This is a genomic window from Petroclostridium sp. X23 (genome assembly GCF_030013905.1).
Lineage (GTDB): Bacteria > Bacillota > Clostridia > SK-Y3 > SK-Y3 > X23.
In genome coordinates this window covers 5,184,125-5,201,054 of record NZ_CP124862.1, presented here as the reverse complement: position 1 = coordinate 5,201,054, position 16,930 = coordinate 5,184,125, and the positions used below count along the sequence as shown (strand labels likewise).

The 16,930-nt window shown below is 37.4% G+C and carries 14 protein-coding genes; 1 reads left to right on the top strand and 13 read right to left on the bottom strand.

Translation table 11 applies throughout. The features are described from left to right. Nucleotides 1-11: 11 nt before the first annotated feature. Entirely contained in the window at nucleotides 12-1,283 is a 1,272-nt protein-coding gene (locus tag QKW49_RS24320; protein WP_282865220.1) for a pitrilysin family protein, read from the bottom strand. Nucleotides 1,284-1,433: 150 nt separating this feature from the next. Next, a complete protein-coding gene (locus QKW49_RS24315; protein WP_282865219.1) occupies nucleotides 1,434-2,093 on the bottom strand; it encodes a YhcN/YlaJ family sporulation lipoprotein in 660 nt (219 codons plus the stop codon). 154 nt (nucleotides 2,094-2,247) lie between these two features. On the opposite strand from QKW49_RS24315, the gene QKW49_RS24310 reads away from it, so the two are divergent. Then, nucleotides 2,248-2,427 (top strand): hypothetical protein, encoded by a 180-nt coding sequence (locus tag QKW49_RS24310; protein ID WP_282865218.1) that lies wholly within the window; start codon nucleotides 2,248-2,250, stop codon nucleotides 2,425-2,427. A gap of 5 nt (nucleotides 2,428-2,432) precedes the next feature. Here the strand turns inward: QKW49_RS24310 and QKW49_RS24305 are convergent, their stop codons facing one another. From QKW49_RS24305 to QKW49_RS24255, 11 genes are all read right to left on the bottom strand, one after another. Continuing rightward, nucleotides 2,433-3,374, bottom strand: a complete 942-nt coding sequence (locus QKW49_RS24305) for a quinate 5-dehydrogenase (RefSeq protein ID WP_282865217.1) — start codon at nucleotides 3,372-3,374, stop codon at nucleotides 2,433-2,435. Nucleotides 3,375-3,482: 108 nt separating this feature from the next. Then, on the bottom strand, nucleotides 3,483-5,147 hold the full coding sequence (locus tag QKW49_RS24300; RefSeq protein WP_282865216.1) for a ribonuclease J: 1,665 nt from the start codon (nucleotides 5,145-5,147) through the stop codon (nucleotides 3,483-3,485). A gap of 643 nt (nucleotides 5,148-5,790) precedes the next feature. Then, a complete protein-coding gene (locus tag QKW49_RS24295) occupies nucleotides 5,791-7,014 on the bottom strand; it encodes a glycosyltransferase family 4 protein (RefSeq protein ID WP_282865214.1) in 1,224 nt (407 codons plus the stop codon). A gap of 535 nt (nucleotides 7,015-7,549) precedes the next feature. Further along, complete coding sequence (locus tag QKW49_RS24290; RefSeq protein WP_282865213.1) at nucleotides 7,550-10,039, bottom strand: sugar phosphate nucleotidyltransferase; 2,490 nt, start codon at nucleotides 10,037-10,039, stop codon at nucleotides 7,550-7,552. Between the two features lie 165 nt (nucleotides 10,040-10,204). Continuing rightward, nucleotides 10,205-10,648, bottom strand: a complete 444-nt coding sequence (locus tag QKW49_RS24285; RefSeq protein ID WP_282865212.1) for a Fur family transcriptional regulator — start codon at nucleotides 10,646-10,648, stop codon at nucleotides 10,205-10,207. Nucleotides 10,649-10,958: 310 nt separating this feature from the next. After that, the gene (feoB, locus tag QKW49_RS24280; protein WP_282865211.1) at nucleotides 10,959-12,806 is read right to left on the bottom strand and encodes a ferrous iron transport protein B; all 1,848 of its coding nucleotides are present in this window, start codon (nucleotides 12,804-12,806) and stop codon (nucleotides 10,959-10,961) included. Nucleotides 12,807-12,815: 9 nt separating this feature from the next. Continuing rightward, a complete protein-coding gene (locus QKW49_RS24275; protein WP_282865210.1) occupies nucleotides 12,816-13,034 on the bottom strand; it encodes a ferrous iron transport protein A in 219 nt (72 codons plus the stop codon). A gap of 173 nt (nucleotides 13,035-13,207) precedes the next feature. Further along, nucleotides 13,208-13,330 carry a hypothetical protein gene (locus QKW49_RS24270; RefSeq protein WP_282865208.1) on the bottom strand — a complete coding sequence of 41 codons (123 nt, stop codon included), beginning with the start codon at nucleotides 13,328-13,330 and terminating at the stop codon, nucleotides 13,208-13,210. A gap of 269 nt (nucleotides 13,331-13,599) precedes the next feature. Further along, nucleotides 13,600-15,597 carry a DUF6449 domain-containing protein gene (locus QKW49_RS24265; RefSeq protein WP_282865207.1) on the bottom strand — a complete coding sequence of 666 codons (1,998 nt, stop codon included), beginning with the start codon at nucleotides 15,595-15,597 and terminating at the stop codon, nucleotides 13,600-13,602. Next, nucleotides 15,572-16,471, bottom strand: coding sequence for an ABC transporter ATP-binding protein (locus tag QKW49_RS24260; RefSeq protein WP_282865206.1), 900 nt, complete (start codon nucleotides 16,469-16,471; stop codon nucleotides 15,572-15,574). Before QKW49_RS24260 ends, QKW49_RS24265 begins: the two co-directional genes overlap by 26 nt. Then, the gene (locus QKW49_RS24255) at nucleotides 16,464-16,853 is read right to left on the bottom strand and encodes a GntR family transcriptional regulator (protein WP_282865205.1); all 390 of its coding nucleotides are present in this window, start codon (nucleotides 16,851-16,853) and stop codon (nucleotides 16,464-16,466) included. Before QKW49_RS24255 ends, QKW49_RS24260 begins: the two co-directional genes overlap by 8 nt. Nucleotides 16,854-16,930 lie beyond the last annotated feature (77 nt).

Below are 16,930 nucleotides of genomic sequence, written 5' to 3'. Positions count from 1 at the left end.
CTCCTAAAGCATCAAGCATTATTTTTTAAAAAATAAATGGTATCAAGTTCAATTTGCTGTGCAATGGCTATAACATCTTCTTTACGAACCGCCGATATCTTGCCAATTAAATCTTCAAAGCTATCGTCAGTTCCCCCTACCAATTGGCTTAGATAATAGTCAGTCATGTGGAGCGCATGGTCTTTTAGTGATTTTATACTATTAATTGAACTGCTAATCGTGGACTCAAATTCGTAATCACTAATGTTTCCGTTCTTTATTTCTTCTATTTGTTTTAGTATCTCATCCAAAGCCTTTTGGTAATTCTGTATTTCAATTCCCGAACTAATCACCAATAGTCCTTTAAACTTCTCCAAACGTGAAAATACATAATAAGCTAAGCTCATTTTTTCTCTAACATTATTAAACAACTTAGAATGGGGGCCTCCACCAAGAATTCCATTATATACAATCAAGGAATAATATTCTTTATCCCTAGGTGTTACTTTGGTTCTAAATCCTAAAGATAATTTACCCTGAGCAATCTCCATTTTTTCCTCAACATTTTTCACCTCTTCAACTTTACAAGAAACATCGGTAGTCGGATACGTGATCTCCTGTTTCAATTTAATATCAAATGTCTCCTTTGCAAGTTGATGTACCTTTGCTTCTTCCATATTACCGGCTACAAAAATATCAATGGGACTAGAATAAATAGCAGACATATAATACTCATATAGATTTTTTTCATCAATTTTAATCAAATCAGCGGTATTTCCAAGTTCATAGATACTAAATGGCTCGTTTTTGCACATCTCCTGGAAACATCGTTCCACTGCATAAGATACTTTATTATTCATCAGACCGTTGATAAGATCTTTTAATGTTTCCTTTTCCTGTTCTATATACTCTTTCTTGAAGGAGCCACTCTCAATAACAGGATTAAATATGATCTCTTTTGCAAATCTCAATATTTTGTCAAATAGCGCTTGTTGATCCCCAATATATTGCTCATCTATCACATCAAAACTAAAATAGATAATTTGACTTTCGCCCTTTTTATTGATTCCACAATCAAAAGCAGCACCATACAAGCTTTCCATATATTGGGCGATGGCTTGGGAATTTGGATAACTTACACAGCCTCTTCTTAGCACATAAGGCAGCAGCGCGTTTTTTGTTGCATCTTCCTTTGACAACTGCCTGTGTATAAATATTGTCACTGTAGATGTTTTAAACTTCTGTGTCGGAATATGATATAAATTTACCCCATCTGCTAAATTAAATTTCTTTAATGATTGCATACTATCACTCTCCTAGTCATTTCTCAAAGTGCTTTCATCCTATTCTACTATAACATATCTTATTTAGCTTTTACCATAATTTGAAATAATTATTCACATTAATCTTTAGATTAGCTCAAGCCATGCGGTGCGCATGGCTTGAGCTAATTCTTATCTTGTAGTAGGTGTTATCCTGTTAACAATCTCCGTAAATTCGTTACTAAGACCTTGCATTACCGTACCATTTCTCATATCTCTTGATAGGTTGGTAATTCTCTCATATAGGTCCGGCGACTCGGTAATAGCGACATTTGTTACATTTGGTGCCATACTTTTAACCTTTTGTACCATATTACTCTTCAGCTGTTCATGATTATTATAATTATCTTTAATGTCTACTCCTACCAGCGCCGTGTTGCCGCTGATTACTACTGTTGCATCCTCTACATTGTCCATTGCCGAAAGCTGATTGGCAATATTCTGTGCCGTCGTGTTTGCATTTGTATTGAGACCGGTATAATTTCCCTGTGCTCTTGGTACATCATCTCTTCCTACCGAGTCCGTCATGTCATTTCCATACATATTGTTTCCGTAATTAGGATAGTCGTTGATGTCATTTCTTCCGGTGATATCTACGCCATTCATATCATTTGGCGTTCCTAACCTCCCCAGATCCGTCCCTGGAGCTTCAGGCGTATACGGATCAGTCGGAGTTCCGGGAGTTGTCGTTCCATTTCTCATCGGCCTTTGAGCTGTTTGACATCCTGCTCCTATAGCAACCAACGAAAGCACTAATGCAGTTGTTATTATTTTCCTCATTTTTGTGTTCATTTTATGCACCTCCATATTATATTGTTTTCATAATACAGAATTTTAGTATAAATATATTTACCATAACAGCTAATAATTATATTGAGTATTTGAAAAAAATAGATTCATACTAATAATAAGACTCACACAAGAATTTGAAACAGGAGGATTTATTATGACAACTGAAAATGTTAATAATCGAAAACACTACAGAGCTTATATAAGAAAAAACAAAAAAGGTTCTTCCGATAGATGCGAGCTAACACACAAAAAATCTGCAGTCATAGGCTTAATTGGATTAGCCTTTATCAAAGGATTCTTCTGGGGATATATCATAAAAGGAAAACGAAGGTAGGGCACTTAACGTGCTTTACCTTCGTCGATTTTTTCAGTATGATTGAGATATTCAATTCTTGGCATGAAATTCAGTTTTTTAAGTAAATCAAAATAATCTTGGGTATTCAGTTCTTCCGGTCTTTTCCCGGAGGCAGCTACCAAGACCGCTTCCATCACATTTGTTCCAAATGACCTGCCATCGAATTCAGGCGTTGAGGTAATTAGAATACTGACACCTCTGTCTTTTAATAAATCAATATCTTCTTTTGTAACTGTGTTCGTAATAATAATCTTATTATGAAGATATAACGGCAGATGCTTTTTTATATATAGAAAATCACCGGCGATAATATCTGCTTCATCATAATATTTATCAAATTTACCGCTTTTCAAATCGGCATCTTGTTTATCGCCAACAGGATATAGGATTTCATAAGGTAGTCTCGATACGATGGGCAAGAGTACATTAACGACTCTTCTAAATACCCTTAAGCTCTTTATGGGTACAGGAATCCCTAATGCAAATATCAGATCTCCAAGCACGGTATCACATCCCATATTAATAAATGCTTCTGCCATTTTAAACCTGTCAATAGCACAAACCAAAAGTACTTTTTGATCATTAAAACTGATTACTCTCTGTCTGTTCAGCGTCTCTATTACATTTTTCTCCAATGTATTCTTTAATCCGGTGCCATCTACAATAGGTGTTTTTGCAGCGGCATTTACAATGGGTATTGCTTCTTTAATCATAAATCTTTTATCCGCACCGGCCAAATATAGATCAATCCCACCTAAGCCAAATGCATCAACTTTACCATCCATTGACTTTATTAAATCTATTGCCTTATGGATATCACCATTAGTACCTATTCTCTCTATGATATAATGTTCTCCCAACAGATCGGTTTCAACACGATGATTTCTTAAAGCGGATCCGATACTGACACTAACAACCCTTTTCAATGATAAGCCTCCCTCTTCCAGTGGATATATTATACTTTAACGTTATTATTGTTTCAGCATTATGCGTCCACTATTCCAAATCAAGGCTATATTTTCTGCAAAATATTTCTATATCTCCATAATAACAGGCAGTATCATAGGTTTTCTTTTCGTTTTCTCATATAAAAATTCATTTAAACTGCTTTTAATAATTGATTTAATTGTCGCCCAATCGGTAATTTTCTTTTCTTCACATTTACCAAGAGCTGTTTTGGTTACAGCCTTCACCTGCTCCATTAAATCCTCAGACTCCCGTACATACACAAACCCTCTGGAAATAATGTCAGGGCCGGCTATAACTGCTCCATTATCACCGGATATAGTGACTACTACAACAATTAATCCGTCTTGTGCCAAATGCTTTCTATCACGAAGTACGATGTTTCCAACATCACCTACTCCCAACCCGTCTACCAGAACTTTTCCCGCTGTAACAGAACCGGTAATCTTAGCGGAATCTTCGGATAATTCCAATACCTTCCCAATATCCATAATAAATATATTTTGTGGGTCCAGACCGATTCTTCGCGCTAAATTTGCATGCTGCTTAAGATGCCTATACTCTCCATGTACAGGAATAAAATACTTTGGTTTCACAAGGCTATGTATCAGTTTCAGCTCTTCCTGACATGCGTGTCCTGAAACATGAACATCAGCCAGCGATTCATAGATAACATCGGCACCTTTTTTAAATAATTCATTAATAACTTTGGAAATAAATTTCTCATTCCCGGGTATGGGAGTAGCAGAAATAATCACCAGGTCGCCCGGCACAATATCCACTTTTTTATGATCGGAAAATGCCATTCTTGATAGTGCCGACATAGGTTCTCCCTGGCTGCCTGTAGTAATGATAACAATCTGATCATTTCTGTATTTCCCGATCTCATCAATATCTATTAATACACCTTCAGGGACATTCATATACCCTAATTCTATTGCTACATTTACAACGTTCACCATACTTCTTCCGCTAACAGCAACTTTTCTTCCATAACGTACAGCCGCATTAATAGCCTGCTGCACCCTATGAACATTTGAAGCAAAAGTTGCAACGATTATTCTTTGGTCACTGTATTTAAATATCTCTTCAAATGTTTCTCCAACCGTTCTTTCAGACATTGTATAACCCGGCCGCTCAACATTGGTGCTATCTGCCATTAATGCCAGAACACCCATCTTACCTAATTGGCCGAAACGGGCAAGATCGATCATTTCACCTTCTATCGGTGTGTAATCAATCTTGAAGTCCCCTGTATGAACCACGATGCCTGCAGGAGTATGCAATGCAATGGCAACTGCATCCGCTATACTGTGAGTTGAGCGTATAAACTCAACTTTAAACATTCCTAGCGTAACTTCTTCTCCCGGCTTCACAGTCATTAGTTTAACAGATGACAACAAGCCATGCTCTTTCAGTTTATACTCGACAAGTCCTAAAGTAAGCTTTGTACCATAAACAGGCACATTAATATCTCTAAGTACATAAGGCAGTGCACCTATATGGTCTTCATGCCCATGTGTTAATACGATCCCTCTGACCTTGTCCTTATTTTTGATTAAATAAGATACATCCGGAATCACCAGATCTACCCCCAACATCTCGTCCTCAGGAAAAGCCAGCCCGCAATCCAGTATCACTATATCATTGCCGTATTCAAAGGCAGTAATATTTTTTCCTATCTCATTTAATCCTCCCAAAGGAATTATTTTCAGTTTTGATTTTTTTGACACGTTTTTACCTCCAATTATGATTATCAAATTATTGCTATATAAGTTGAATTAAACATTTTAGTCGGAACGGCACAGGGGCCGTTCCCTACATAGAACACCAAATTTCATTCATGCATGATTTACAATTCGTAGGGAACGCCCCCCGTGGCGTTCCGTTGACTTGCAATATTCAATTATTTAATTCAACTTATATAGTATGGTCGATTTAAATTACAACGCTCCGAAAGTTTACATAATTTTTAGATATAGATAGTCAAATTGAAAGTTAAAAAAATAATATTCCAGCAACTCATATTTTGACCTAAAAGTTTATATTGCTTGCTTACATATTATTTTATTTCAGACTCTAAAATTATTTATCTATAATCAGTTTATTACTAAGATTAGAAATACCGAACATTCTAATCCAATGAACAACTCGAAAATAAGATACACAGTTCCCAACCTGATGCATCAAACTATATAAGTTTTTACTCCCGCTCTTTTATTTAAAATAATTATATTCTTTACTTTCTACGCAATTAACCGTCCAATAAATTACCTTTTAATATTATAGCAGTATTTTCTAGTCAAATAAATACTCTTTTAATATTTTCACCAATTTTCTAATTTAAAAACCTGCTATCAGAAAATAGATTACGCATCATAAACTTTTTAATACTTTGTCTAAATTGTCGTTTCTCCAATCCGATTTCATGTATTCGCGCACCACTTCAGTATAGACAGCTAATGTCTGCCTACTGATTAAATCCCAATTATAATAGTTTTTTATCTTATTCCTTGCATTCTCTTTTACTTTTTCATATAGTTCCTGATGATGCAGCAGTGCAATGATACAGTCCGCCACTGAGTTGGCATTTCCTGCATAGGCTTTCATACCATCTTGAGCATGTTCTACGATTTCACCCAAACCACCTGTATCGGTCACCACAACAGGAACATCTGCAGCCATCGCTTCAAGGGCTACAATCCCAAAAGGCTCATATAAACTTGGAAATACCGCAATATCCGCACATTTATAGAGCTTATGCAAATCCTCATCGCTAACATACCCTGTAAAATACATTCTATGCCCGATACCCATAAAATGGGCTTTTGCCCGTAGATGATCAAGCTCAGGACCTTTGCCGCCAATCACAAATTTGACATCATGATAGTTCTCAATGATTTTAGGTATTGCATCAATTAAAATATGCACACCTTTTTCTTGTACAAGCCTGCCGACGAAAAAAACCATTTTCTCATGATCATTAGCAAAATTCCTGCGAAACATATCATCTCTTTCAATACCGGTAAAGTTCTCACTATTTACGCCATTGCATATTACATTGATCTTATTTGCCGGTACATTAAATATATTTTGAATTTCGTTTTTCATATAATGACTATTACAAATAATCTTCCACGACTCATAAGCCAGCCACCATTCAATATTATTTATATAGCTCTGCAGCTCATTGTAAATCCCCTGATTCCGGCCATGCTCTGTGGCATGAATGGTACAGACCAGCGGAATTTTATAGGAATGCTTCAAAACTCTTGCCGCATACGCCACAAGCCAATCATGGGCGTGAATAACATCTATCTTTCCTATATTATTTAAGAGACTGATTGAATATTCTGCCATAGCGAAATTCAAATGCATTACCCAATCAATAAAATTATTTGCTTGAATATCATACGTACGCACCCGATGAACGATGACATTTTTATCTTTTTCTATTTCCTTTGTATCTGGCTCCCAGCATGTGACCACATGGATTTCATGACCCTGCCGCCCTAAACTTTGCGCTAATTCATATACCACTCTGGAAATCCCCCCTACAATACGTGGAGGATATTCCCACGAAAGCATTAAAACCTTCATCTTTTTCTCCTTTCAAAGAAGCTCAACTATAATCGAAAATTCAAAAACCTTTCTTTTTATATTTTTGCTCATTTTTTTTAGAATACTCGTGTTTTAAAAACAAATTTAACACATTCGAATAAAAACTCTGCTCCCATTGATCAAGGGAAAATATTTCTTTTTTACTTGTTAGACTATTTGTGAGGATATGATAAAGTGCTAAATCGTTCGAAAATCAAACATGGGCGGGGCCCAGTCCGAAGTCAATGAAAAAATGCTTGATTGGTCAGTCGCAAAGCATGGGGACGGAGCTTCAGCTTCATCAAAACCAGATGCAGCAGTAGCTCCGTCCCCACGCTTCACTCCTTCTATATGCTAAGCCGGACTATTTCAGTGGTTTCGAACAGTCCCCAAGTTCGACTTTCTCTGTGTGCTAAATGGGACTTTATTATAGGCGTCAAGTTAATCCAGTATATAGGAATTGAATAATAATGTTCCAGCCACCGGTATTCCATTGTACATTGTCTACTGTACATTATTCACTATTCATTATTAATTATTCACTTGATTCTCTCTTGGCGCCTTGCCCGATTTCTTGCACGCGATTGACAAAAATATCGGTAAGAGATTCTGCAAACTCTTCCGTATATCCTTCACCAATGACCTTGCATACGGGCCTTTCGGCATCGGGAAGGACTAAAACCCATCCTCCGTCTTTATATATTTTCACGCCTTCCATTAGCTCCAGTTTATGATCATTGCTTTCTTCAATGATCTGTCTGATTACTTTTCCTTTCGCATTCCATGGACATGCGACTTCTTTTTTTGTAATATAGAAAGCAGGAATCTGATCAACTAGCTCTGAAAGCTTGAGATTATTACTTTTCATAAAATCCATAATCTTAATCAAACTACCCAATGCATCAAAGTTTAAAATAAATTGATCATTCATCAATGAATCATGTACATTGTTTGCCATCATCTTTCCCATTACTTCCAATGGTGAAGTTTTTGTTCGTAAAACTTTCCCTTGATATTCGTCAGCCATACTATCGATAACGCTAGGAGCTGATATGGGGACTACAACGGTTGCTCCTTTTACAGTTCTAAAAGTAATCAATGAAGTAAGCGCTAGAAACATTTCTTCAGAGATAAAACGTCCTTTCTCATCAATCAGAATCATCTTTTCTCCATTATTTTCTATCATTGCTCCTATATCTGCACCGGTAGATATAACCTGACTGGATAAGTATCCGATTTGGGCAGTGGCATTCATTGTACGTCCTGAATTTATGTCTTTTATTTGTAAATTCGTAATATCTACTTTGCATCCTAATTCAGATATCATGGGTATTATCATATTCTCAAATAAAACAGAAGAATTATTAATTAGCAGCCTATAATTAAGCTTTTTATTTTCCACCCTATTAATAAGATCTCTCAAATAATAAGATGTAAAGTCATCAATGAGCTTAACATTCTTAACATCTTTTGCTTCACATCTGCTAAAATCTTCCCTGATAAATGTATTTTCCAGTTTTCTTTCAACACCTCTATTGATATTGGCACCATGCATATCTAAGAAATCTATGATTAGCTTAGAATCATTATTATCGGATATTGTACCTAGATGTATTCCTCCATCCAGTCCGAAAAACTTTGTTGCATATCTGGTCACAGGAAGCACTTGCTGACCGAAATCATACACCTCCACGCCTGATGAAAGCAACCCTGATACAAAAGAATTCTTTAACATATAAGAAACACTTGCTTCGTCACTGCTTATTCCTACCCGTGCATTATTCTTAAACAATACTCCATAAGAAGTTCCAAGCCGCGATGCAAATTCGGGGGTAATATCCACATTCACTTCACCAACAATCCCTTTTTCACCAAATAATGTCTTGGAATACTTTGTTCCCCAAATCAGATTCACATTGATCTCCGTTCCACTTTCAACGGTTTTGGCAGGCCATATTTTTATTCCCGGCTTAATCACTGCTCTTTCTTCTATTGCAGTACCATCCCCTATAACTGATTGCTCGAAAACCGAGCTATTCTCTTTTACCAACACTTTATTACACAGTATACATCCTCTTAACTCGGTCCTTTTTCCGATCTTGCAACCCTTCCAAACAATTGCTCTTTTTAAAGAACTCTGTTCAGCGATCACATTATCACTTCCTATGACCGTATATGGAGAGACAATTGCACCATTTTTGATCTTTGTATTCCTACCTATTAAAACCGGGCCTGCTATATTTGCATTCTCGCCGATTTCCACATTTTCTTCTGCCCATACGTTTTCTCTAATTTGTACGGCCTCATTTACTATACTTACCTTTCCATCCAAAATGTCAAAATGACACTGATGATATGCAATGAGATCACCAATATCACACCAATATTTCGACGATACATGCCCATACATAGGCTGGCCTTCTTTTAACAGCATTGGAAACAAATCTTTACTAAAATCAAACATTTCTCCGGATTTAAAATAGTTTAGCACTTTGGGGTTAAGAATATATATGCCTGTGTTAACAGTATCGCTAAACACTTCGCTCCAGCTTGGTTTTTCAAGAAACCGTGTTATTCTGCCATGGCCGTCCGTAACGACAACACCATACTCCAAAGGAACATTCACCCTAGTCAATACTAACGTCGCAACAGCCTTTTTTTCACTATGATACCGAATGGCTTCTTCCAAATCAATGTCGGTCAATGCATCACCACTAATAACGATGAACGTATCATCCAGAAATTCTTCGGCATTTTTTACACTTCCTGCAGTACCAAGAGGTGTTTCCTCAATGAAGTATCTTATATTTACTCCAAAGTCATGGCCGTCGCCAAAATATTCTTGAATAATTTCAGGCATATACTGAAGTGTAACACCAATCTCTGTAATATGATGTTTTTTTAATAGATTGATAATATGCTCCATTACTGGCTTATTCATAACCGGAACCATTGGCTTTGGTCTGCTGCACGTAAGCGGCCTGAGTCTTGTCCCCTCACCGCCTGCCATAATGATTGCCTTCATTTATGTCACCCTTTCTAGATATGTAATAAAAATGATGGAAGGATACTATGTATTATGTACTTTAATAGTATATTGTATTCACTTTCCACCTTCTCTAAAAGGGATGAAAAAAGAGTAGTGTGAACTTATACTCACACTACTCTTTTTTATTTCTTCACTGCCGCACTAGTTATCGTCCCTGCAATTTTTGCAGTATCCGTAAAACTTCACCCTATGGTCTTTTACAAGAAACTGATTTTTTTCTATAATTTTCTCTTCTAAAGAATCCAGCAAATCTTCCTCTACTTCCGCAACATTACCACACCGGGTACAAATTAAATGATGATGCCTGTGATCTTCTTTATGCTTATTTAACTCATATCTACTACAGCCATCGTCAAAATCCAATTTATATATTAACTCCAAACGGTCAAACAGCAGGAGAGTTCTATAAACAGTAGCCAAGCCGATCTCGGGACATTTCACCTTAACATGGTCATATATTTCTTCGGTATTCAAATGCTTACCCTCATGCTCCATAATCACATCTAATACTGCTCTTCTCTGTGGAGTAAGTTTATACCCGCTCTCTTTTAACTGATCCTTTAGTTCATTCCCTAAGTTGCTCATATGATATCACCTCTCACGCGTGTAATCAGCAGTAAACCTGTAGCATACAAACTTTCCTTAATAACTAGTTTATGCATATTTATATATTATGCTACAATCTTAGGGCATGTCAACCAAAAAAATTGGATAAAATCGTACTTATTCTTTGCCACCACAAGATTTAAACAATGAGCAACCTTTGCAGTTCTCACATCCCTGCTTCTTGCCAACTACATTATTACACCTTGGACATCTCATAGTATGATCACTATTCAATTCGTACCCACACTGTTTGCATTTTACTTTCATTCTCATCAACCTTTTATATTCACTAAATCATTATTTGTCCTAATATCCCACCAACTACAAAAGCAACAATAAAGCTTCCAAACCATATCAATGCAGCTTCTGTCTTAGTCCTTTCTTTAAAAATAACGATAATAGAAGCAATACACGGTACGAATAAAGTGATCACTACCAATGATACCAATATCTGTGCCGGTGACATGGCTAAATCACTTAACCCGGCTGCCCCGAAGTCTCTACGTACGATTCCCATAACCAAGGCGGTTGTAGCTTCTTTCGGAAGTTTGAGCCACCCTACAGTGATAGGATAGATGGCGTCCTGCAGCCATACTAGAGCACCAGTGTACTGCATAATGCTTATGAGTAATGCACCTAGAGCAAATAGCGGTGTTGCTTCAAACATAAAACCTTTAGACTTTGTGTACGTCTTTTTTAATACATTAGTCAAACGCGGTATCCTTAATGGCGGAAGATCAATTAACAAATCGCTGGACTCACCTGGAAGCACTTTATTCAAAACAGCTCCGGATAAAGCAAACACTGTCAAAATTACTACTGTGTAAATTAATAAATATTCAACACCTAAAGGTGCTATCAATCCAATAATAACGCCTAACTGAGCCGAACAAGGAATGGTTAATCCAAGTAGAACCGTTGCAATGACTCGTTCTCTTTTAGTTCCTAACAGCCTGGTTGTAATGGTTGCCATGGTGATACATCCAAAACCAAGAATGATGGGAATAATCGCTCTGCCATTCAACCCCACCCCAGTAAGCACCCTGTCCACCAACGCAGCAACCCTTGGCAGGTAGCCCGAATCTTCCATGATGGATAATAACAAATAGAACCCAGCCACAAGAGGAAGGAGCAATCCTAGTACATATACCGGTGTCATCGTCAATAAGCCGAACTCACCGATAAGCACCTGCCCCAGAAAAGATTGTTTCTGGATAAAGTTTTCAATAATAGAAGTTATAAATGGCTGATAAATCCCTATCATGATGGTTTCTTCTGTAATCCCTACCACTGTCTGAGCGACAAAAACACCAATAAACTCATACATAACCCCCATAGCAATAAGGAGTATAGGTATACCTGTTAAAGGTCTAAGCATATATCTTCCCAATTTTGTTCTAAAGCTGGCCCCTTTATTAAGCTCGCTTACTGCCTGTGAAACGATATCATCTACCCGCTCTCTTCTCTTTTTATAAACGGATTCACGAAATCCCGTTTCACCAACTCCATTCCTACTTAGAATATTAGGATCATCTTCAAGAACCAGTAATGCCTCTGCTTCTTGCTGAACTTTATTCTTATATTGCGTCAACAAATCCTCGATGCCTTCAGTTTTATTTCCCAAGCTCGCTGAAGGAATCTTTCTTTTTACTTCATCTAATCCCTGTCCCTTTAAAGCGATGGTAGGAATGACCGGCACCCCTAACAGGCTGCTTAATTTGTCAATATCAATATTCATTCCCATTGCTTTAACTTCATCCATCATATTAAATGCTACAATGATTTTTTTCCCCATGTCAATCAACTGCTGTGTCAAAAATAAATCACGCTGCAAGTGTACCGCATCCACCACATTTATAATCATATCCGCGCTGATAATGACATCTCGGGCAACTCTTTCTTCATCATTAAATGAAGATACGCCGTATACCCCCGGTGTATCTATCACTGTATAATCGTTATACTTCCCTGTACTTATATCTACTGTAGTTCCCGGATAGTTGGAAACATCAACATATAATCCTGTAAGTGAATTAAAGAAAACAGACTTACCTACATTGGGATTACCCACTAGAACAAGCTTTTTTGAATTCATATCTACATCTTTAGCAATAACATTACTGTGACAAGTGCTCATAAAATCCTCCTATATGACGTTGATACCAATTCTTTTAGCCAGGTTACGTCCAATCGCAATTTCTTGCATATGACTCTGCACGATAATTGGACCTGCCGGAAGCTTCTCTGCGCAAGTTAACCGGCATCCTTCAAAAATCCCTAATCTTATTGCTTGTGCTCTTATATTTGAATCGGAAATGGATACAATCTCAATCTTTTGACCTCTATTTGCTCTATCTAATGTCATAACAGACCCTCCAATATGTGTTAATGATAATCGTTCTCATTTGTAATCTTTAAATATTTCATTTGTCTTTATAGAATAATTATACCCTCATTGATAATGAGTGTCAATATCGTCTTTTTCGCTCTGTTTTTCACCATACATTCAATATGAAAAATTTCAAATACAAAGATTCTTCATAGTTCCACATCTCCGGCATCATATTCTCCTTCTACTGTATCCACTTCATTCTTATACACCCACGGATGTCCGTTTTCAATTCTTTTTCTGATTCCCTTATGCAAATATATCTTTGTCATTCGCAATAACTCCTCAATGATTATTTTAAGTTGTCTGTCAGTTATTTTATTATTAAAAGCGATAGATTGCAAGGGGCAGACGCAAATGAAAAACTTCCCGATACTATATCGGGAAGTTTTTCATTTATTGATCTATATTTTACATTGACAAACGGTTTGGAGTGGTGTATGTTTCATCCAGAGACGCGCCCAAACTCACTTCGTTCGAACAGTGGACGGTCTCTTACGGAAACATACACCACCCCAAACCTATCGTTACTGTAATTTCTTTAATGCGTTATATATAATTGCTTTAACGATTCAGTTAATCTCTCAGAGAGCACCGCCTCTTCACTAATAAAGCTTCGGAAGCGAGAACCTGATTTAGTATAAAATGTTGCCTCATACTTTCTTTGGCTTCTTGTTACATATTCATACTTTGTGTCCAAATCAATCAGCTCTTGGATCATGCTGCTGTCTTCTATTTTAATCTGCTCTTCACTGTCGTCATCCGTATCCCCATTTCCATAGTAGGCTTCATTTTTTTCCACCATTACGTATTTAACATCGGCAGGTATTAATCTTATTTTATCATAGTATCCTTTTTTCTTTAACCATTGAGACAGTGATGCATAATTATCTCGGAACTCATAACGCAGTTCACGACTTTTATTTTTTTGGTCTGTAATATAAATATCGATATTCCTATTAATCGGGTCTGTCATCTTTTCATAGTCCATTCGTTTTATATCATTTTGCAGGACAGTGATGAATTCCTGCAACTCTTGCCCATCCGTCAACAGTAACGACTTGTCACCTATTCTATTGTTCCGTATCTCTACCAATTTAATATCTTCACTATTTTGAACCAGTACTGGAAATCTTGCACGCTTATATTCCATGGATTCGCAAATGGGTTTCAACTGCGGCGCAAAATATTCTTCATCTATAATATAACTTCGGATTAGATGTTTGCCGCTCTTTAGCGTATATATGATATACTGCATCCGCCCTCTTTTATTATAGGGCTTTTGCGTGATATACTTGTGCAGACGTATAATATTGTCTACATTCTCTCCATCTTTGAAAAAGTACATATCGGTATATCCCAATTCTTCGTTTTTAGGATCTTTCCCTTTTTCAAAGTGTTCCCATTCATAATAATTATGACCGAAGTAAACCTTTTCTACCTGATCTGCGGAAGGTACACGCCGGACATATCCCAATGCATCTACTGAGATACCTGTCAGCAAAACCATTACTATTGCAGCGTATATGACATATCCCTTATAAGCATGCCAAATCCGGAAAGATTTGTCCAATAGAACTTGTGCGATGATGTATCCTATAAGAGAACTTATAAAATATCCTAAAATCAACATACCAAAGGCATCATACATACTACTGAAATATGCGCCGCCCAACAGCATGCAGCAAGCCGTGACACCGTACTTGAACACCGGACGCACCAATGGAAAAGCCACTACATCTCCTGCCGATTCAAGAGGCCGTTTCTCATATGCGTAGACAGCAAGTATCAAAAATGCCAATACAGCAAATGCATATCCTATGATTTCTAACAACTCCAACCTCACCATGCCATCCAGCACTTTAAGTACGGGCAGCAATTGAATCCAAAACCGCTCGTTGCTTGCACTGTTATATCCGTATAATAGCTGCTGCACATTATACTCCGCAAGGATATACACCCCTAACGGCAATATATTTATAATATAAGTAAAAACAATATGTGCGAAGGCATTTCCGGTAAACATTCCTACAAACACAGCGATTGCAAATAGCAAGTAGTTAAAGAGCAGCGTGATACCTACCCACTCCAGGATATTTATCAAAGAATAATACTCGTTTAAAACCGACAACCCCCTTACGACAGCCAGCACACCGCCTGTAAGCAAAACAGGAAAAGATAGCAGCAGGATTCCGGATACCACATGGTTCAGAAATAAGCTTTTGCGGTTAACCGGAAGTGTATGTACCATCGCCGTGGCTTTAGCGCCGTGTAAATAGCTGAAGAGCAGCACAGCTAATATCACGGGAACCACAACCATAAAAATCAGCTGCATCTCCGCATTCCCGGTATCAAACTGAAGCATACCCAGCAGTGCTTCTTTAATCCATTCTTGATCTTCCATAGTAAAATCTATCATCATCTGCCGAACAGGCAGAACAAATAAAAGAACAATACCATACAATATGCTGATTGACCAGAACCGCTTTATATCACTTATAATCAACCCACGATTAAATGAGAACATCTTGGATTTCATAGCCCATTCCCCCTAGTTCATAGATAAAAATCTCTTCCAATGTCAGCGGCAATAGATCCACCAATAGCGGATTCGCCTTATGTACATGGGATAATATCATCTCCTTATCACCTTTTACAATCATCATCAAAACACTGCCTTTTTGTGTTTTTTGCAGTATTTGGATATCCTGCATAAAGTTGTCGGGCAATTCTCCGCTAAATGCAATCTGCAGCTTATGAATATCGGATTTCATATCGTCCAGTTCTTTTTCCGCTACAATCTTTCCTTTATATAAAATACCGACGTGATCGCATACATCTTCCAATTCCCGCAAGTTATGGGATGAGATCAACACCGTTGTTTCTCTTTCGGCCACATCCTGCAGCACAAGGTTCCAAACTTTTTTTCTCATAACAGGATCCAGTCCATCCACCGGTTCATCGAGAATCATGATATTCGGCATAACACAAATCCCCAGCCAAAAGGCTACCTGTCTCTGCATCCCTTTGGATAAGCGGGTAATCCTTCGTTTTACGTCTATTGGAAACACCTGTTTCAAACGTTCAAAACGATCCCAGTTCCACGAAGGGTAAAGCTCGGAATAAAATGCTGCCATTTCTTGAATGGTATACTGGGAAAAGAAATATAACTCATCCGGAATGTATATCGTTTTCGCCAGAGCACTTGGATTATCCCAAGCAAATTGGCCGTTTATAGTAATCTCACCTGCATCTTGGCGATAAATCCCTAACAAGTGTTTTATTAAAGTTGTCTTGCCCGCTCCATTGGGACCGACCAAGCCGTAAACCGACGCTTTCTTTGCATGCAAACTTAAATCATCCAATACACAAAACGAGCCGAAGTTCTTTTTTAAATTCTTAACCTCAATCATTTTCGTCCTTTACCGTCCTTTCCGAATATATGTCATTTATTAATGAAAGTATCCTTTCTTTACCTATCCCAAGGTACAACATCTCCTTAAGAATTTTTTTCATTTCCTGCTCCAAATCATTGAGTTTCTTCTGGTTCACCACAAGATCCTGCGGTACAACAAAATTTCCCTTTCCCCGGATAGAATAGATATACCCCTCATCCTCCAACTCTTTATACGCTTTCTGAATGGTATTGGGATTAATGGTAAGTGACTGCGCTAATTCACGTACCGACGGAATTCTTTCATCGGATTTTAACACTCCGCTCAATATGAATGTTTTCATTCTCTCTTTAATTTGCTCGTACAACGGCCTGCGATCTCTGAAATCTAACTGGAACATAGGCACCTCCCATCTGTACTATGTTTAATAATACAGTTAATACACTATTATTATATTTATTTTATATATCTCTGTCA